Origin of the sequence: Pseudomonas sp. B14-6, assembly GCF_013260315.1 — a bacterium.
Lineage (GTDB): Bacteria > Pseudomonadota > Gammaproteobacteria > Pseudomonadales > Pseudomonadaceae > Aquipseudomonas > Aquipseudomonas mandelii.
Window position 1 is genome coordinate 871152 of record NZ_CP053929.1, and the last position, 16556, is coordinate 887707.

The 16556-nt window shown below is 60.8% G+C and carries 16 protein-coding genes; 7 read left to right on the forward strand and 9 right to left on the reverse strand.

All coding sequences use genetic code 11. The features are described 5' to 3' along the window. Positions 1-61 precede the first annotated feature (61 nt). Positions 62-592 carry a tetratricopeptide repeat protein gene (locus tag HP062_RS03980; protein ID WP_083376824.1) on the reverse strand — a complete coding sequence of 177 codons (531 nt, stop codon included), beginning with the start codon at positions 590-592 and terminating at the stop codon, positions 62-64. Positions 593-786: 194 nt separating this feature from the next. On the opposite strand from HP062_RS03980, the gene HP062_RS03985 reads away from it, so the two are divergent. The 3 genes from HP062_RS03985 (at position 787) to nudC (ending at position 3396) form a co-directional block, all read left to right on the forward strand. Further along, on the forward strand, positions 787-1560 hold the full coding sequence (locus HP062_RS03985) for a class I SAM-dependent methyltransferase (RefSeq protein WP_172790861.1): 774 nt from the start codon (positions 787-789) through the stop codon (positions 1558-1560). A 187-nt stretch (positions 1561-1747) separates the two neighbouring features. Next, entirely contained in the window at positions 1748-2560 is an 813-nt protein-coding gene (locus HP062_RS03990) for a crotonase/enoyl-CoA hydratase family protein (RefSeq protein WP_010460005.1), read from the forward strand. A 5-nt stretch (positions 2561-2565) separates the two neighbouring features. Next, positions 2566-3396, forward strand: coding sequence for an NAD(+) diphosphatase (gene nudC, locus HP062_RS03995; RefSeq protein ID WP_010460006.1), 831 nt, complete (start codon positions 2566-2568; stop codon positions 3394-3396). Here the strand turns inward: nudC and HP062_RS04000 are convergent. From HP062_RS04000 to HP062_RS04010, 3 genes are all read right to left on the reverse strand, one after another. After that, positions 3364-4143: a TSUP family transporter gene (locus HP062_RS04000; RefSeq protein WP_010460008.1), complete on the reverse strand. Its 780-nt coding sequence runs from the start codon at positions 4141-4143 to the stop codon at positions 3364-3366. The genes nudC and HP062_RS04000 overlap by 33 nt on opposite strands. 264 nt (positions 4144-4407) lie before the next feature. Beyond that, positions 4408-4884: a nuclear transport factor 2 family protein gene (locus tag HP062_RS04005; protein ID WP_010460010.1), complete on the reverse strand. Its 477-nt coding sequence runs from the start codon at positions 4882-4884 to the stop codon at positions 4408-4410. A gap of 56 nt (positions 4885-4940) precedes the next feature. Next, positions 4941-5504, reverse strand: coding sequence for a TetR/AcrR family transcriptional regulator (locus tag HP062_RS04010; protein WP_102593770.1), 564 nt, complete (start codon positions 5502-5504; stop codon positions 4941-4943). A 236-nt stretch (positions 5505-5740) separates the two neighbouring features. On the opposite strand from HP062_RS04010, the gene pssA reads away from it, so the two are divergent. After that, positions 5741-7084, forward strand: coding sequence for a CDP-diacylglycerol--serine O-phosphatidyltransferase (gene pssA / locus HP062_RS04015; protein WP_010460013.1), 1344 nt, complete (start codon positions 5741-5743; stop codon positions 7082-7084). 3 nt (positions 7085-7087) lie between these two features. On the opposite strand, the gene HP062_RS04020 is transcribed toward pssA, so the two are convergent. The 5 genes from HP062_RS04020 to efeU form a co-directional block, all read right to left on the reverse strand. Then, positions 7088-8257 (reverse strand): MFS transporter, encoded by a 1170-nt coding sequence (locus HP062_RS04020; RefSeq protein ID WP_154504577.1) that lies wholly within the window; start codon positions 8255-8257, stop codon positions 7088-7090. A gap of 161 nt (positions 8258-8418) precedes the next feature. Continuing rightward, positions 8419-9243 (reverse strand): iron uptake system protein EfeO, encoded by an 825-nt coding sequence (efeO, locus tag HP062_RS04025; protein WP_172790862.1) that lies wholly within the window; start codon positions 9241-9243, stop codon positions 8419-8421. Between the two features lie 24 nt (positions 9244-9267). Beyond that, entirely contained in the window at positions 9268-10566 is a 1299-nt protein-coding gene (efeB, locus tag HP062_RS04030) for an iron uptake transporter deferrochelatase/peroxidase subunit (RefSeq protein ID WP_010460019.1), read from the reverse strand. An 18-nt stretch (positions 10567-10584) separates the two neighbouring features. Then, a complete protein-coding gene (gene efeO / locus HP062_RS04035; RefSeq protein WP_172790863.1) occupies positions 10585-11784 on the reverse strand; it encodes an iron uptake system protein EfeO in 1200 nt (399 codons plus the stop codon). A gap of 8 nt (positions 11785-11792) precedes the next feature. Next, the gene (gene efeU / locus HP062_RS04040; protein ID WP_010460022.1) at positions 11793-12632 is read right to left on the reverse strand and encodes an iron uptake transporter permease EfeU; all 840 of its coding nucleotides are present in this window, start codon (positions 12630-12632) and stop codon (positions 11793-11795) included. Positions 12633-12924: 292 nt separating this feature from the next. Between efeU and HP062_RS04045 the strand changes: the two genes are divergently transcribed. The 3 genes from HP062_RS04045 to HP062_RS04055 all read left to right on the forward strand — a co-directional run bounded on the left by HP062_RS04045 (position 12925) and on the right by HP062_RS04055 (position 16550). After that, positions 12925-13941, forward strand: a complete 1017-nt coding sequence (locus HP062_RS04045) for an AraC family transcriptional regulator (protein ID WP_172790864.1) — start codon at positions 12925-12927, stop codon at positions 13939-13941. 168 nt (positions 13942-14109) lie between these two features. Beyond that, a complete protein-coding gene (locus HP062_RS04050) occupies positions 14110-15768 on the forward strand; it encodes an AMP-binding protein (RefSeq protein ID WP_169857793.1) in 1659 nt (552 codons plus the stop codon). Positions 15769-15788: 20 nt separating this feature from the next. Continuing rightward, positions 15789-16550, forward strand: coding sequence for an SDR family NAD(P)-dependent oxidoreductase (locus tag HP062_RS04055; RefSeq protein WP_172790865.1), 762 nt, complete (start codon positions 15789-15791; stop codon positions 16548-16550). Positions 16551-16556: the final 6 nt, after the last annotated feature.

Consider the following 16556-nt stretch of genomic DNA (forward strand, 5'->3'; position numbering starts at 1 on the left):
GGCCCAGTTCTGTTCGTATTGCCTGATCGCTGGCGATGGCGACCTCCGTCTGTTCGGTGTGTCAGGTTTTCGATGAATCATTGATCGCTTCGGCCAGGTCCTGATATTCCTCACACGTACTGCCACAGATCGATTTGATCTGCTGCAACTGCTCTTGCGCAAGGTCCAGCCGACCTTTGATCACGTAAGCCTCGCCGAGGTATTCACGCACTTGCGCATAGTGCGGGTCGAGTTTGACCGATTGCAGGTAATAACCGATGCCTTCGTCGGTACGCCCCAGTTTACGCGTGGCATAGCCGCGGTAGTTCAGAGCCTTGGCCGTATTTGGATTCTTGAGCGTATCGAGCAGGGCCAGGGCTTCTTCGTAGCGACCGTCCTTGGCCAGGCGGTAGGCGTAATCGGTGCGGTCAGCGTCCGGGACCAGGCTGCTGGTTTGCATGACGCACTTCTGCGATTTGGTGTCGAACACCTGGCCTTTGGGGCAGTTGGGTTTGGCCGGAGCGTCATCGTCGCCATCGGCCAGGGCCAGTGAACCGGACAACGCAACGGCGAGCAACAGCGGGGCGGTGAAAACAGCAAAACGGATAGTCATGGAAAATGCTCGGCGAGTTGATTCGATTGAGTGTAAACCACGCCCCGGCCGCAGGCGGCAGCCGCAGGGGCAATTCTCATGGGGCGTTGATTGGAGAACACCGCAGGGTGAACAATTATTCATTTCTTTGGCGGGGAAAGCTCAAATCGAGGCGCTATGCTCGACAGCATTCGTTGTTGTTCAGGAGCACTGCCATGAAAGATCAGGTCCATCATTCTGCGGCTGCGGGTTACAAAACCGGGGCCGATACGTATGTTCGCGGCCGCCCGGACTACCCGCCGCAAGTGGCCGAGTGGCTGAGCGAAACCCTGGGCTTGAACGCGGGCAAAACCGTGATCGATCTGGGCGCGGGCACCGGTAAATTCACTGGGCGCCTGGTCGCGACCGGCGCGCAGGTGATTGCCGTGGAACCGGTGCCGCAGATGCTTGAGAAGTTGTCCGACGCGTTCCCCGATGTGTTGGCGGTGAGCGGCACCGCGATGGATTTGCCGCTGCCGGATGCATCGGTGGACGTGGTGGTCTGCGCCCAGGCCTTTCACTGGTTTGCCAGCACTGAAGCTCTGACCGAAATCGCCCGGATCCTCAAGCCCGGTGGCAGGCTGGGCCTGGTGTGGAACCTGCGCGATACCAAGGTGAGTTGGGTGCCGAAACTGGATGCGATCGTCAACGCGCTGGAAGGCGATACGCCGCGCTACTACACGGGAGCCTGGCGTCAGGCCTTTCCTCATCCGGCGTTCGGGCCGTTGCAAGCCCAGTATTTCAGCCATGGGCACACGGGGGCGCCGGAAGATGTGATCTTCAATCGCGTGCGCTCGACCAGTTTTATAGCGGCGTTGCCCGAGGAGCAGCGGGAGAGGGTGGATGAACAGATGCGGGCGTTGATTGCCGGGGAGCCTGACTTGCGCGGCAAGGATGTGGTGACCGTACCTTATGAAACCGTGGCGTTTGTGGCGGTGAAGGGCAGTTAGATCGGCGGTGCTGCCTTCGCGGGCAAGCCTCGCTCCTACAAAGGCACCGTATGCCCGCGAAGAGGTCAGATCAGACACTGGAGAACCCGAGGCAGTCCCGCTTTTGGCCGAACCACTGCCTTACTCCCCCACGCAATGCCTTGTTATAGTCCGGTCCTCATTTTTGCCCGGTAAAAGGATCACTGCCATGTCTCAGTACACCGCGTTCACCGTCGAACTGGCCGATAAAATCGCCCATGTGCAGATCAACCGCCCGGAAAAGATCAATTCGATGAACGCCGCGTTCTGGAGCGAGATCATCGACATTTTCCAGTGGATCGATGACACCGATGAAGCCCGGGTTGTTGTACTCAGTGGCGCCGGCAAGCACTTTTCCTCCGGCATCGACCTGATGATGCTGGCCGGAGTGGCCAATGAACTGGGCAAGGACGTCGGCCGCAATGCACGTCTGCTGCGCCGCAAGATCCTCGCTCTGCAAGCGTCGTTCAACGCCGTCGATAACTGCCGCAAGCCGGTGCTGGCGGCGATTCAGGGTTATTGCCTCGGCGGCGCCATCGACCTGATTGCCGCGTGCGACATGCGTTACGCCGCCGAGGACGCGCAATTTTCGATCAAGGAAATCGACATCGGCATGGCCGCCGACGTTGGCACTTTGCAACGTTTGCCGCGGATCATCGGTGACGGCATGCTGCGTGAACTGGCTTACACTGGTCGCACCTTTGGCGCCGAGGAAGCGCGCAACATCGGCCTGGTCAATCGCGTTTACAGCGACCAGGCCAGCCTGTTGGATGGTGTGATGGGCATTGCCCGGGAAATCGCCAGCAAGTCGCCGATCGCGGTTACCGGCACCAAAGAGATGATCAGCTACATGCGCGACCACCGCATCGACGACGGCCTCGAATACGTTGCCACCTGGAACGCCGCCATGTTGCAATCCACCGATTTGCGGGTGGCCATGGCTGCCCATATGAGCAAACAGAAACCCGAATTTCTGGACTGATTAAAATGACTTCACGCTGGACCACCGCAGTACTGGACACCGATCAACCTGGCGGCTGGGCCGTGGCTCGCAGCCCCGAAGGCTTTCTGTTCGACGACAATGGCGCGCTGTTCCCCCGCGAATGGCTCAAACGCCAGGACCTGTCGATCCTGGCCGAACATGGCATCGGTCACCTGGATGGCGAACCGGTCTACCTGCTGGAATTGCGCAGTCACAGCGAAGTACCGGGCTGCAACTGGAAAGGCTTGCGGGCGTTCATGCTCGATGGCGATCACACGGTGTACAAGGTGCTTGGTTATGCCGCGCAGATCGGCACCTGGTACCGCGAACATCGCTTTTGTGGCAATTGCGGTCAGGCGGCGACGCAAGTTCCTCGTGAGCGTGCGATGTACTGCGAACCGTGTGATTTACGCTATTACCCGCGCATCTCGCCGAGCATGATTGTGCTGGTGACCCGGGGCGACGAGGTGCTGTTGGCCCGTTCGCCACGTTTCGTGACCGGGGTCTACAGCACGTTGGCGGGGTTTGCCGAGCCGGGCGAGTCAGCCGAGGACTGCCTGATTCGCGAAGTGCGCGAGGAGGTGCAGATCGAGGTCAAGAACATCCAGTACCTGGGCAGCCAGTGCTGGCCGTTCCCGCATTCGATGATGCTCGGCTTTCACGCCGAGTACGCCGGTGGCGAGATTGTCTGTCAGGAAGACGAGATTGAAGACGCCCAGTGGTTCAACGTTCATGAGTTGCCACCCTTGCCGGCGTCGCGCTCGATTGCCCGTTACCTCATCGACGTCTACGTGGCGCGGCGCTTAGGTCACGCTGAACCAGTGCTGCCAGGCTAGCCGCACGGTCAAGCCCAGCACCACGGTGATGAACACCGGGCGAATGAACTTCGCGCCGCCGCTGATGGCGGTGCGAGCCCCGAAGAACGCGCCGACCATCACCGACAGGCCCATGCTCAGGCCGATGATCCAGTCCACCTGCCCGGAAAACACGAACACCGACAGCGCCGCGATGTTGCTGACGAAGTTCATGCTGCGCGCCACGCCGCTGGCCTTCACCAGGTCGATGGGATACATCAGCAGACTGCTGACAGTCCAGAACGCGCCGGTTCCCGGACCGGCCACACCGTCGTAGAAACCGAGGCTGAAGCCTTGGGTCGATTGCCACTTTTTCTTGATCGGAGCGTCGCTGTCCAGCGGCGCTTTTGGCGTGCCGCCGAACAACAGGTACAGGCCACAGGCAAACACAATCACCGGCAGCATTTTGTTCAGCCATTCGGCGGGCAGGTAATGCGCGACCACGGCGCCGGTCAGCGCACCGACCAGCGTACCGACGATGGCGTGCACCCACTGCCGGGGATGGAACAGCTTGCGGCGGTAGAAGGTAAAACTGGCGGTGGCGGAGCCGAAGGTCGAACTCAGCTTGTTGGTGCCCAGCACCAGGTGTGGCGGCAGGCCGGCGGTCAACAGCGCCGGGGTAGTCAGCAGACCGCCACCGCCGGCGATGGCGTCGATGAAACCGGCAATGAAGGCGACAATGGCCAGAATGGCCAGGGTGGTGAGGTCAACGCTGAGTTCAAAAGGCATGGAAATCGGCTTATTCGGCGGGGTGCAGCAAGGGGCTGCGGGGAAGGGCCGATATCTTACCTAGATCCAGACTTTGCGGCGACTGGTCTGGCCCTTTCGCGGGCAAGCCTCGCTCCTACAGGATTTATGTCGTCCGCCCGTTTTGTGATGACCACAATCCCGTAGGAGCGAGGCTTGCCCGCGAAGGCTGATTCACAGTCAACAAATAAGTGGCCTGTTACATCGCCTTCGCGGGCAAACCTCGTTCCTACAGGGGATCAGCGGTTACAGACCGAGGTCGGACAAGCTCGGATGATCATCCGGGCGACGTCCCAGTGGCCAATGGAACTTGCGGTCGCTTTCCTTGATCGGCATGTCGTTGATGCAGGCAAACCGGTTGGCCATCAAACCGTTTTCATCGAACTCCCAGTTTTCGTTGCCGTAGGAACGGAACCAGTTACCCGAGTCGTCGTGCCATTCATAGGCGTAACGTACGGCGATGCGGTTGCCGGTGAAGGCCCAGAGTTCCTTGATCAGGCGATAATCCAGTTCCTTGGCCCACTTGCGGGTCAGGAAACCTTTGGCTTCTTCGCGGTTGTAGGCGAACTCGGCGCGGTTACGCCACTTGGTGTCCAGGGTGTAGGCCAGCGACACGCGTTCCGGGTCGCGGGAGTTCCAGCCGTCTTCGGCCAGGCGAACTTTTTCAATGGCTGATTCACGGGTAAACGGCGGCAATGGCGGACGAACTTCGGCGTTAGACATATATAGTCTCCCTTTCAAGTTAGAGTTCGAGCAAGTTGTCAGGCTTGGTTCAAGTGTTACAGGTCCAATAACTTTCGCGCCATGCATTGCGCATTATCGGCGGCACTGTGATCACCCATCACAAGCGCTACGGTAATGGCGCCGTCGATCAGGATCAGCAGCTGTTTGGCCAGCGTCTCCGGGTCGTTAGCGCCATGTTCGGTGCAGAGCTCGCACACGTAGTCGAGCAGCTTTTGTTTGTGGTCTTTGGCGACCAGGCGAACCGGGTCTGACGGGTCGCCGGTTTCACCACTGGTATTGATGAACGCACAGCCACGGAAGCCTTCAGAGGCGAACCAGGCCTTGAGCACGGTAAACAGGTTGAGCAGGCGGTCGGCCGGGGTTTCAGCCTGGTCGACTTCACTTCTGTACCAGTGCATCCAGCGCGCGTCGCGGCGTTGCAGGGCGGCGACGGTCAGCTCCTCCTTGTTGGCGAAGTAGCGGTAGATACTTTTTCTGGAGACGCCGGCGGTCTTTACCAGAAGATCCATGCCGGTGGCGGCGATGCCACTTTTATAGATCAACTTTTCGGTGACATCCAGAATGATGTCGCGTGTGTCGTTGCTTGTGATTTCGTTCATGTGGCGAACAGTAGAACGATCGTTCTCCTTGGTCAACAGATTTTTAGAAAGATCGTTCCCGCGCTCTGCGTGGGAATGCATCCCGTGACGTTCCGCGTCACATTTCGAAGCGGACGCAGAGCGTCCATGGCGGCATTCCCACGCAGAGCGCGGGAACGATCGGTGCCGTGGGAAGACCCAAGCGGATCCATGGTGTAAGCTCTCGGACTCTTCGGAATTGACCCTTTGCGAGCCCTATGCCGTCGCTTTTCAAACGCTCTCTGCTGCCTAAGCTGCGCAGTTTTCCGCTGACCGCCGATGCCGTCACCATTCTTTCCGGCGCTGCCGAGTTCCGGCGTTGCCTGCTGGAAAAAATCGCCAGTGCCACCCAACGCATCTATATCGTTGCGCTGTACTTGCAACAGGACGAGGCCGGCCAGGAAATCCTTGATGCCTTGCACGCCGCCAAACTGAAGCGTCCGGAACTGGACGTGGTCGTGGTGGTTGACTGGCTGCGCGCTCAGCGCGGCTTGATCGGTGCCGGCAAACAGCCGGGCAACTCGGCCTGGTACCAGGAAGCGACGCGCACCCACGAAAGTGTTGTGCCGGTGTACGGCGTGCCGGTGCAGACTCGCGAGTTGTTCGGCGTGCTGCATTTGAAAGGCTTTGTGATCGATGACTGCGTGATCTACAGCGGCGCGAGCCTGAACAACGTTTACCTGCACAAGTTCGACAAGTACCGCTACGACCGTTATCACCTGCTGCAGAACCACGCACTGGCTGATTCCATGCAGCACTTGATCCAGCACGGTCTGATCGCTTCCAAAGCGGTGCATCGCCTCGACCTGCCGAACCTGCCGACCACCCGCAGCCTGCGCAACGACATTGGCGATTTGCGCAGCCGCCTCAAGCACGCCGCGTACGACACCACGGCCGGCAGTACGGCGAAGGGCGGTTTGTCGGTGAGTCCGCTGCTCGGTGTGGGCAAGAACAACCCGTTGAGCCGAGTGATTTGCGAGTTGATCGCCAGCGCTCAGCATCAGTTGACCATCTGCACACCGTATTTCAACCTGCCATTGGCGGTGACCCGGGAAATCAACCGGGCCCTGGGGCGCGGCGTGAAAATCGATATCGTGGTCGGCGACAAGACCGCCAACGACTTCTTCATCCCGCCGAGCGAGCCGTTCAAGGTGATCGCCGCGCTGCCGTATCTTTACGAGATCAGCCTGCGGCGCTTTGCCAAACGCCATCAACACAGCATCGACAGCGGCAAGCTGAACCTGCATTTGTGGAAGGACGGCGACAACACCTATCACCTCAAGGGCATGTGGATCGACAAGCGCTACACCTTGCTGACCGGTAATAACCTCAACCCACGGGCGTTCCGCCTCGACCTTGAGAACGCGTTGCTGATCGATGACCCGAAAGGCGAATTGCTGGAGCCGCGCAGTAAAGAACTGGGCGAGATTTTCCACAACACCACGCGCATCCAGCGATATCAGGATCTGGAAACGCTGCTGGAATACCCGGCGGCGGTGGCCAAGTTCCTCAAGCGTGTCAGTCGGGTGCGGATCGAGCGGTTGCTCTATCGGATTTTGTAACCCTCAGTGCTGCCGCGTCTGTGGCCACAACGCCACCAGCAGCAACAGCGCAGCGGCAAACAGGTAGGGGAGGCGCGGATCGACGTCGTAGATCAACGTCGCCGCCAGCGGTCCGATGACCACGCCAAAGCCTTGCGCGGCACCAATGGAGCCGGCGGTGGCGCCTTGTTCCGAGGCGTCGACCGCGTTGGCCGCCAGTGCGGCGAACGACGGAAAGATCAGCCCCATCCCGCCCGCCGACACGAAAAAGCACAGCCATAAACCCCACGCAGCATCCGCCAGGATGCTGCCGGCAAAGCCCACGGCCGCCACCAGTGCGCCCGCGCGGATGAGCCGCAGCGGCGGCCATTCAAGCCGGCGCACCAGCAGTTGCGAACAGATCAGCGCGAAACCGACCATGGTCAAGGCGATGCCCGCGGTTTGCGCGGCATCGGCCGGGTTCATGCCGAGTCGGTCGAGGGCGAAGAAGCCGACGGTGATCTGCGCAATCGACACACAGAGCATCGCCACAAACGCGACGGCCATTGGGCGACGCAGTCGTGGATCGTTCAGATGAACCTTGCGCGGCGCTTGCCGCAGGTGCAGTTCCTGACCCTTGAGTTTGTAGTGCAGCACCACAAACGCCAGTAACGGCAGGATCGCCATGGCATAGAACGGCAGGCTCAGACTGAAGCGCGACAACAACGCCGCAATCGCCGGGCCGATCACCAGCCCGCAGGCGTTGGCCGCGCCCAGGGCCGCCATGGCTTTGGCGCGGTGTTGCGGCTCGATGTTGTCGGCGATCAGCGCGTTGCCGCCCACCGGAATCGCGGCATAGAACACGCCGATCAGGCCGCGTCCGATCATCAACCCGATAAACCCCAACAGCGCCGACGGCAGAAAACGCAACGAGGCATCGATGAACAGGCACAAGGCCCAGTAGGCGAGGGTGAAGCCGGCTGTGGCGATCAACAGAATCCGTCGCCGGCCATAGCGATCACTGGCCCGGCCCCAGGGGCGGGCGAGCAACATCCAGATCACCCCGGACACCGTCACCGCCGCGCCGGCCTGCCAGGTGGCCAGGCCCAATACCCGGGCGATAGGTCCGATCAGGGAGACGAACGCCATCATCGACATGGAACAGGCCATGTTGGCGACCATGAGTGGGCGCAGGTCGAAGGCAGGGGTGGTCATGGTGAGTCTTCCGTGAGCTTTTATTATTGGCGGGGGATGTTAGCGCGGGTTATGTGCAAGGCAGGAGGAATATCGGTGAGCGTGATAATGCCTTCGCGGGCAAGCCTCGCTGCAGGAGCGAGGCTTGGCCGCGAAAAGGCCCGCCAAAACGCTACAAAAAATCAGTTCAAACCCAATTTCCCACGCAATGTGGAAAGGTCTTCAGCCAACGTATTCACCGGCCCAACCAACGCCTTGCGGTCGTTCTCTTTCACCTTGTCATACGTCTCGAACCCACCATCCCCGGTTTTGTACTTCGCCAGAATCTTGTTCACGCTGGCAAAGTTCTTGTCGACCTTGGCAATAAACGCCGCGTCCTGCTTTTCGATCTGCGGACGGAACAGGTCGACGATTTTCTTCGCGCCGTTGATGTTGCCCTGGAAGTCATACAGGTCAGTGTGGCTGTAGCGGTCTTCTTCACCGGAGATCTTGGTGGCCGCCACTTCTTCAAGCAAGGCAGCGGCGCCGCCCACCACTTTCTCGGGCGGGAAGGTCAGGCTGGCGACGCGGGTTTGCAGGTCTTTGACGTCTTTGTTCAAGCCATCGGCCAGTTCATCGAGACCCTGGGTGCTGTTTTGCGAGAACAGCGAATATTCAATGCGGTGGAAACCGGTGAAATTTTCGGCCTTCACGCCTTTTTCGTGGTCATCAACGCGTGAGTCGATGGACGCATCGAGGTCGCTGAACAGCTCGGCAATCGGCTCGATCGATTCGTAGAAAACCCGGGTCGGTGCGTACAGTTTCCTGGCGGTGGCCAAGTCGCCTTTTTTCACTGCATCGGTGAACTGCTGTGTGTGGCTGGCCAGCTCATCCAGTTGCTCGGTGACATAGATTTTGTAATCCGAAATCGGCTGCACCAACTCCAGCGGCGCCGTCGCCGCGAAAGCCGACAGCGGGGTATTGAGCAAGCCTAGGGTCAGCAATAACGCGAGGGGCGACTTTTTCATGGGACGGTTCCGTATGGGGGTTGTTCAGGTGTTTGTTTTGGGTGAGGCAGCGTCAAGCAGCGAGCGACCGATGAAGTCCTGGTCGCCCGTCACACCCGGCAGGGTGAAGAAGTAACCGCCGCCGACCGGCTTGAGGTATTCCTCCAGCGGCTCGCCGTTGAGTCGGGTCTGCACGGTGATAAAACCTTTGTCCAGATCGGCCTGGTAGCAGATGAACAACAAACCCATGTCCAACTGGCCGTTCTTGTTCACGCCGTTGGAGTAGTTGAACGGCCGGCGCAGGATCAGGTTGGCCTGGGTCGCAGCAGTGCGCGGGTTGGCCAGGCGGATATGCGCGTCGAGTTTGGTCAGTTTGCCTTGCGGGTCCTTGGCGTAGTCCGGAACTTCAGTTTCATGGGCGCCGCCCATGGGCGCGCCGGTGGCTTTTATGCGTCCGAGAATGCTTTCCTGTTCCTGCAAGGGCGTGCGGTCCCAGCGCTCGACGAAGTTGCGGATGATCCGCACCGCCTGATAGCTGCCATTGGCGGCCCACGCCGGTTCGTCGCTGCCCGGTTGCACCCAGACGATGCTGTCCATGGACTTGGCATCGTTGGAGTCCGGGTTCGCCGAGCCGTCGCGAAAACCGAGGAAATTGCGTGCGCTCTGCGCCGGCACACCGGGTTTCGTCGGCGCCTGGGGCGGCACGCTGCCTTCCTGTTTCCAGCGCACCAGCAGCAGGTCCGGCAGGTTTTTCACAATGTCGCGCAGGGCGTGGATGTTGGTGTCGGTGGTGTTGGCGCAAAACTGCAGACTCAGGTCGCCGTGGCAGCAATCGGCGTCCAGAGCATCGTTAGGAAAACCGACCATGCGGCTCAACCGTTTGGGCTTGGCCGCGGCCAGGCCGAAGCGCTCGTCGAACAGCGACTCGCCCACCGATACGGTGATGGTCAGGTTGTCCGGCGTGACCACCGGGCCGAGGATGCCCGAATCCACCGGCGGCAGTTTCGGATCGACTTGCGCCACCGGTCCGCCCTGCATCAGGAACGCGATGCGCTCGTTGAGGGTGCGGAACAACCGTTCCAGGTCCTCGCGATCACTGGCCAACACATCAAACGACACCAGCATGCCGGACGCCGGGCGCGGAGTGACGATGCCGGTCTGGTGCTTGCCATGGAACGCGTGGCGGTCTTCGGTCTTGTCGCTGCTTGGCGCTTCGGTGACTTGCGCGGGGCTTGCGGCCATCGCCGGGCAGCTCAGTGCGGAGCCTGCCAGCGCAACACCCGCAGCGCCCATGCCCATCAATACCCGGCGACGCTGGAGGTTGAAGTGTTCTGAATCGTTCATCGGTTTTGAGTCTTCTGTTTAAAGGCCGGAAAGGCCGAGGGCGGGATCGATTCCATCGAGTGCGTCGGCCAGCGCCTTGGCCTTGTCGGCGATCTGTTTACGCTGCGCGGCACTCACCGTGTCGTAGCTCGCGTAGCCGTCCTGGACCTTCAACCCATTGAGTTCGGCATCGAGGGCGGTGATCGCGCTGTCGATCTTCGGCAGCAACTCGACGGCGGACGTGGTCAGCAACGGGCGCAAAAGGTCGACGACTTTGCGCGCAGCAAATAGGTTGGCGGCAAAACCGTTCAGGTCGGTGTGGCTGTAGCGTTCTTCTTCACCGCTGCTGGCACGCACATCGGCGAGGCTGTGCAGATTGCGCACGACAATGCTCACCAACTGCTCCGGTGGCAGCGATTGCGCGAGCAGTTGCTGTTTGAGCGTGGCGACGTCGCTGTTCAAGCGCTGGGCAACCGGTGCCAGACCGTCGAGGTTGCGTTGCTGGAACAGCGCGTACTCGATGCGGTGGAAACCGCTGAAGGCTGGATCCTGTTCGCGTTTCTCGAAGTAATCGGCGCGGGCATTGATGGCGTTGTCCAGTTCAGCCAGACGCTGGGCGGCGGGGGCGATCCGTTGATAAGCGGCGCGGGCGGGCACATACAGCGCTTGTGCCTGGCTCAGGTCGCCAGCGGCGATTGCTTGCTCAAGGGCGGCGACGGCTTTGATCAGCGCGCTGCTTTGACTGCTCAGGTACACACGGAATTCCGACAACGGCCCTACGAAGGCGACCATCGACGGCTTGGCCTTGGCGGCTGCGTCGGAGGCGGCAGTCGGAGTCACGTGCAAGGTGCCTCGCGGGTTGCTCAGCAATCCGCAGGTGATCGCATAGTCGCCGGGTAGCAGGTTGGCATTGATCACCTGGCTCAGGCCCGGCGCGATGTTTTCCCGCTCTTCGACCACCAGCACGCCGTCAAGGATCTCCCATTCCACCGCCCGATCCGAGCGATTGACGATGCGGAAGCTGGCGCGACCCGCCGGAACGGACAGCGCATTCGGCTCGCAGCTGTGCGGGTGAATGGTCACCAGCACTTCGTCATGGTTAACCTGGCGCTTGGCCGCCGCCATTTTCGAGGCGTAGTAGAACAGGCCGCCGGCGGCGATCATCACGATCACCGAACCGGCCACCGCCCAGCGCAAGGCGCGGGGAGGCGAGGCCTGGGGAGGGGCTTGATTTGGCATGGGTGCCCTTATTGGCTGGAAACGGAAGAAGGTTGTTCAGCGGGTGCCGGGGCTGGGATGAAGAACATCACCAGCGCCACTGCCAGGTAAATCAGATAGGCCCCGAGGGTGCTGACCGTCGGCGCGTCCTGGTAACCAAACATGCCGGCCAGCACCGATCCCACCGGGCCGTCCATCGGCAGCGTCGCACTGAAGTCCAAGAGCACGGTTTGCAGGTGATTCCAGACTCCGGCTTCATGCAGCGCCTGCACCGAGTTGGCGAGAATGCCCGCCGCCACCACCAGGATGAACAAGCCGGTCCAGCGGAAGAACGCGCCGAGGTTCAGGCGCATGCTGCCGGTGTAGATCAGGAAGCCGACGATGATCGCCAGGATCAGGCCGAGGAGGGCGCCGATCGGTGCCGCCGGGCCTTCGCTCTGCTGGAACACTGCGAGCAGGAAGAACACCGTCTCCAGGCCTTCCCGGGCCACGGCGAAAAACACCATGGCGATCAGTGCCGTGACCTGGTGTTTGGAGCCGGTCAGCGCGTGGTCGAGGGAGACGTGCAGCGAGTGCTTGATCGAACGCGCCACTTTGCGCATCCAGAAGACCATGGAGCTGAGAATGCCGACAGCCACCAGGCCGACCACACCTTCAAACAACTCCTGTTGTTTCTGCGGGAATTCGGCGCTCACCAGCTCCAGTCCACCGCCCACCAGCAAGGCCAGCGCAACGGCAAGGAAAACGCCGATCCAAACGGCGGGCATCCACTGGCCACGGCCGGTCTGCTTGAGGTAGCTGGCGATGATGCCAACGATCAACGCGGCTTCAATACCTTCGCGCAGCATGATCAGAAAAGGAACAAGCATTCAGCACCGACTCAGGATTAGATAGGGTGCTAAGTTGTAACATGATGACACATGTTCTCAAATGGCATTCATTAGCATTTACCTGAACCTAACCTGAACAACTCTAAAGATCACATCCCCCCCCTTGTAGGAGCGAGGCTTGCCCGCGAAGAACGATTACTCGGTATCAGGGCAAGACCGAGTCGCCTGCTTCGCGGGCAAGTCGGATCGCCGCACCGCTCGCTCCTACAGGATTGGGTCGCTGTGCGCTAAGATGCCGGCACTCAAACAAGATCAAGGCCCACCTCGCTCAATGTCGGAAAAAGACACCATCGCCATCCAACTGGTGCGTGAAGCCCTGTTGCAAAGCTGCGCCCCCGGAGCCGCCCCCGACGAGGTATTGAACAAGGTCGGCATTGATCCGCAGCTGCTGCAAACCAGTGATGCCCGCGTTCCGGCGACGGCGTATGCACGGCTTTGGCGCTTGCTGGCCCGGCGCGGGGACGATGAATTTTTTGGCATGGACCCGCGCAAGCTCAAATCCGGCAGCCTTGAGTTTCTCTGCCGCAGCTCGATGATCCAGCCGAGCCTGGCAGCCGGCCTGACCTCAGGCCTGAGTTTCCTGTCGTTGATGCTCGAACGCATGCCGGCGCAGCTGGTTCGTCAGCAAAGCCTGGCAGAGATCGTGTTGCTGGAAGATGAGCTGGACCCGCGCCGGGCCTTTACCTATTTCACCTACTGGATGATCGTGCACGGCGTTGCCTGTTGGCTGGCGGGGCGACGGATACCGATTCTGGCCATTGAATTACGCTGCCCGGCGCCGGATTTCTGCGATGACTATCAGGTGATGTTCTCCGAGAACCTGCGATTCGACCGGCCCCGCACGCGGATGATTTTCTCGGCGGATTGCCTGGACCTGCCGATCAAGCGCAGCCCGGAAGAACTCAAGCGCTTCCTGGCCCATGCGCCAGCGAATATTCTGGTCAAGTACCGCGACCCGGAGAGCCTGGCGAGCCGGATCAAGCATGATCTACGCCAGTTGCCCGCCGATCAGTGGCCGGAGACCGAGCCTCTGGCGCAGCAACTGTGCATGTCGGCCTCGACCTTGCGCCGGCGCCTGGCGGAGGAAGGGCAGACCTATCAAGGGCTCAAGGACAGCGTGCGCAAGGAATTGGCCATTGTCTGGCTGGCTGAGCCGAGTATCAGCTTTGCCGAGATCGCCACGCGGCTGGGGTTTGCGGATGCGAGTTCGTTCTACAAGGCGTTTCGCAAGTGGTCGGGGTCCAATCCGGGGCATTATCGGAGTTTGATCCTCAACGAAGCGAGCTAGATACCGATCATTCCCGCGCAGAGCGTGGGAACGATCATTGGCTACCTTGGCCAAACCAGTCAGACAACTTGATAGCTTTGACCATTGCCCCGAGCCCCGCGTGGGGTGAGTATTTCTGTGGTTTTTACGGTTCCCCCAACCTAATAAAAATACACAGGGATTCTGGCAATGCGCGATTACTTGTCTGCCACGTCACAGTTCAATTATCAGCACACCGTCGACGCCGCCCTGGCGGGTGATCTGACTGCCCTAAACGCCTGCGTCGAGTGTTGCGACCGGCATGCCTTGCCGGGGCGTATTGCGCTGTTCTGGGAAGGCCGCGACGGCACCAGCGCCACGTACACCTTCAAGGACTTGCAGGACAAAGCCGCGCGCTTTGCCAACTTCCTTCTGGCCCAGGGCGTGAAAAAAGGCGACAAGGTCGCCGGCCTGCTGCCACGTAATATCGAATTGCTGATCACCGTCTTCGCCACCTGGCGCATCGGCGCGGTCTATCAGCCGTTGTTTACCGCCTTCGGCCCGAAAGCCATCGAACACCGACTCAGCTGCTCCGGCGCCAAAGTGGTGGTAACCGATGCGGTCAATCGCCCCAAACTCATTGAAGTCGCCGACTGCCCGACCATCGTTACCGTTGGCGGTGCGAAAGGCCAAGGCATCGTCCGTGGCGATTACAGCTTCTGGGCCGAACTGGCCAATTATTCCCCCGAGTGCGAACCGGTGTTGCTGACCGGCGAAGAACCGTTCCTGCTGATGTTCACCTCGGGCACCACCGGCCCGTCGAAAGCCCTGTCGGTGCCGCTCAAAGCCATTGTCGCTTTCCAGAGCTACACCCGCGACGCCGTGGACCTGCGCCCCGAAGACGCGTTCTGGAACGTCGCCGATCCGGGCTGGGCCTACGGCATCTATTTCGGCGTCACCGGTCCCATGGCGATGGGGCATCCGATCACCTTTTACGATGGCCCGTTCACCCTCGAAAGCACCTGCCGGGTGATCAATAAATACGGGATCACCAACCTCACCGGGTCACCGACGGCCTATCGCTTGCTGATTGCCGGTGGCGACGAGTTCGCCAAGTCGATCAAGGGCAAACTGCGCATTGTCAGCAGCGCCGGTGAGCCGCTGAACCCGGAAGTGATCCGTTGGTTCGCCGACAACCTCGGGGTGGTCATTCATGACCATTACGGCCAGACCGAACTGGGCATGGTCCTGTGCAATCACCATGGCCTGGAGCACCCGATCCACATGGGCGCCGCCGGGTTTGCCTCGCCGGGCCACCGCATCGTGGTGCTCGACGACGAATACAAGGAACTCGGCGTCGGCCAGCCCGGCATCCTCGCCATCGACCGTACCCAGTCGCCGATGTGCTGGTTCGCCGGTTACGAAGGCGCGCCAACCAAGGCCTTCGTTGGCAACTACTACCTGAGCGGCGACACCGTCGAGTGGAACCCGGACGGCAGCATCAGCTTCGTCGGGCGCAGCGATGACGTGATCACCACTTCCGGCTACCGCGTCGGCCCGTTCGATGTGGAAAGTGCATTGATCGAACACCCGTCAGTGATCGAAGCCGCCGTCGTCGGAAAACCCGATCCGGAGCGCACCGAACTGGTCAAAGCCTTCGTCGTGATTTGCGAGCAATACCGCCCGACGCCGGAGCTGGCCGAAGAACTGCGCCAACACGTGCGCAAGCGTCTGGCCGCGCATTCGTACCCGCGTGAAATCGAATTTGTCAGCGAGTTGCCGAAAACCCCAAGCGGCAAATTGCAGCGCTTTATCTTGCGCAACCAGGAAATCGCCAAGGCTCAAGAGGCTGCGGCGAAGAACGTTTAGCTTGAATCAAGGACACAATGATGCAGATCGAAAACAAGGTTTTTCTCGTCACCGGCGGTGCCTCGGGCCTCGGTGCGGCCACCGCTGAAATGCTGGTCGCGGCTGGCGCCAAAGTGATGCTGGTGGACATGAAGGCCGAGGCGGTCGCGGCCCAGGCGCAACGTCTCGGCGCGCAAAGCGTAGTGGCCGACATCAGCGACGAAACCGCCGCCGAAGCCGCTGTGCAGGCGACGGTGAAAGCCTTCGGCGGTCTCAACGGTCTGGTCAATTGCGCCGGCATCGTGCGTGGCGAGAAGATCCTCGGCAAGACCGGCCCGCACGCGCTGGCCAGTTTCAGCCAGGTGATCAACGTCAACCTGATCGGCAGCTTCAATATGCTGCGCCTGGCTTCGGCGGCCATCGCCGAAGCCGAAGCGGATGCCGACGGCGAACGCGGCGTGATCATCAACACCGCCTCAGCCGCGGCTTACGATGGCCAGATCGGCCAGGCCGCTTATGCAGCGTCCAAAGGCGCGATCGTCAGCCTGACCTTGCCCGCCGCCCGTGAACTGGCGCGCTTCGGCATCCGCGTGATGACCATCGCCCCCGGCATTTTTGAAACCCCGATGATGGCCGGCATGACCCCGGAAGTCCGCGCGTCCCTGGCGGCTGGTGTGCCATTTCCGCCACGTCTGGGCAAACCGGGCGAGTATGCCGCGCTGGTCAGGCATATCATTGAAAACAGCATGCTCAATGGCGAGGTGATCCGTCTCGACGGTGCCTTGCGCATGGCCGCTAAATAAGGAGGA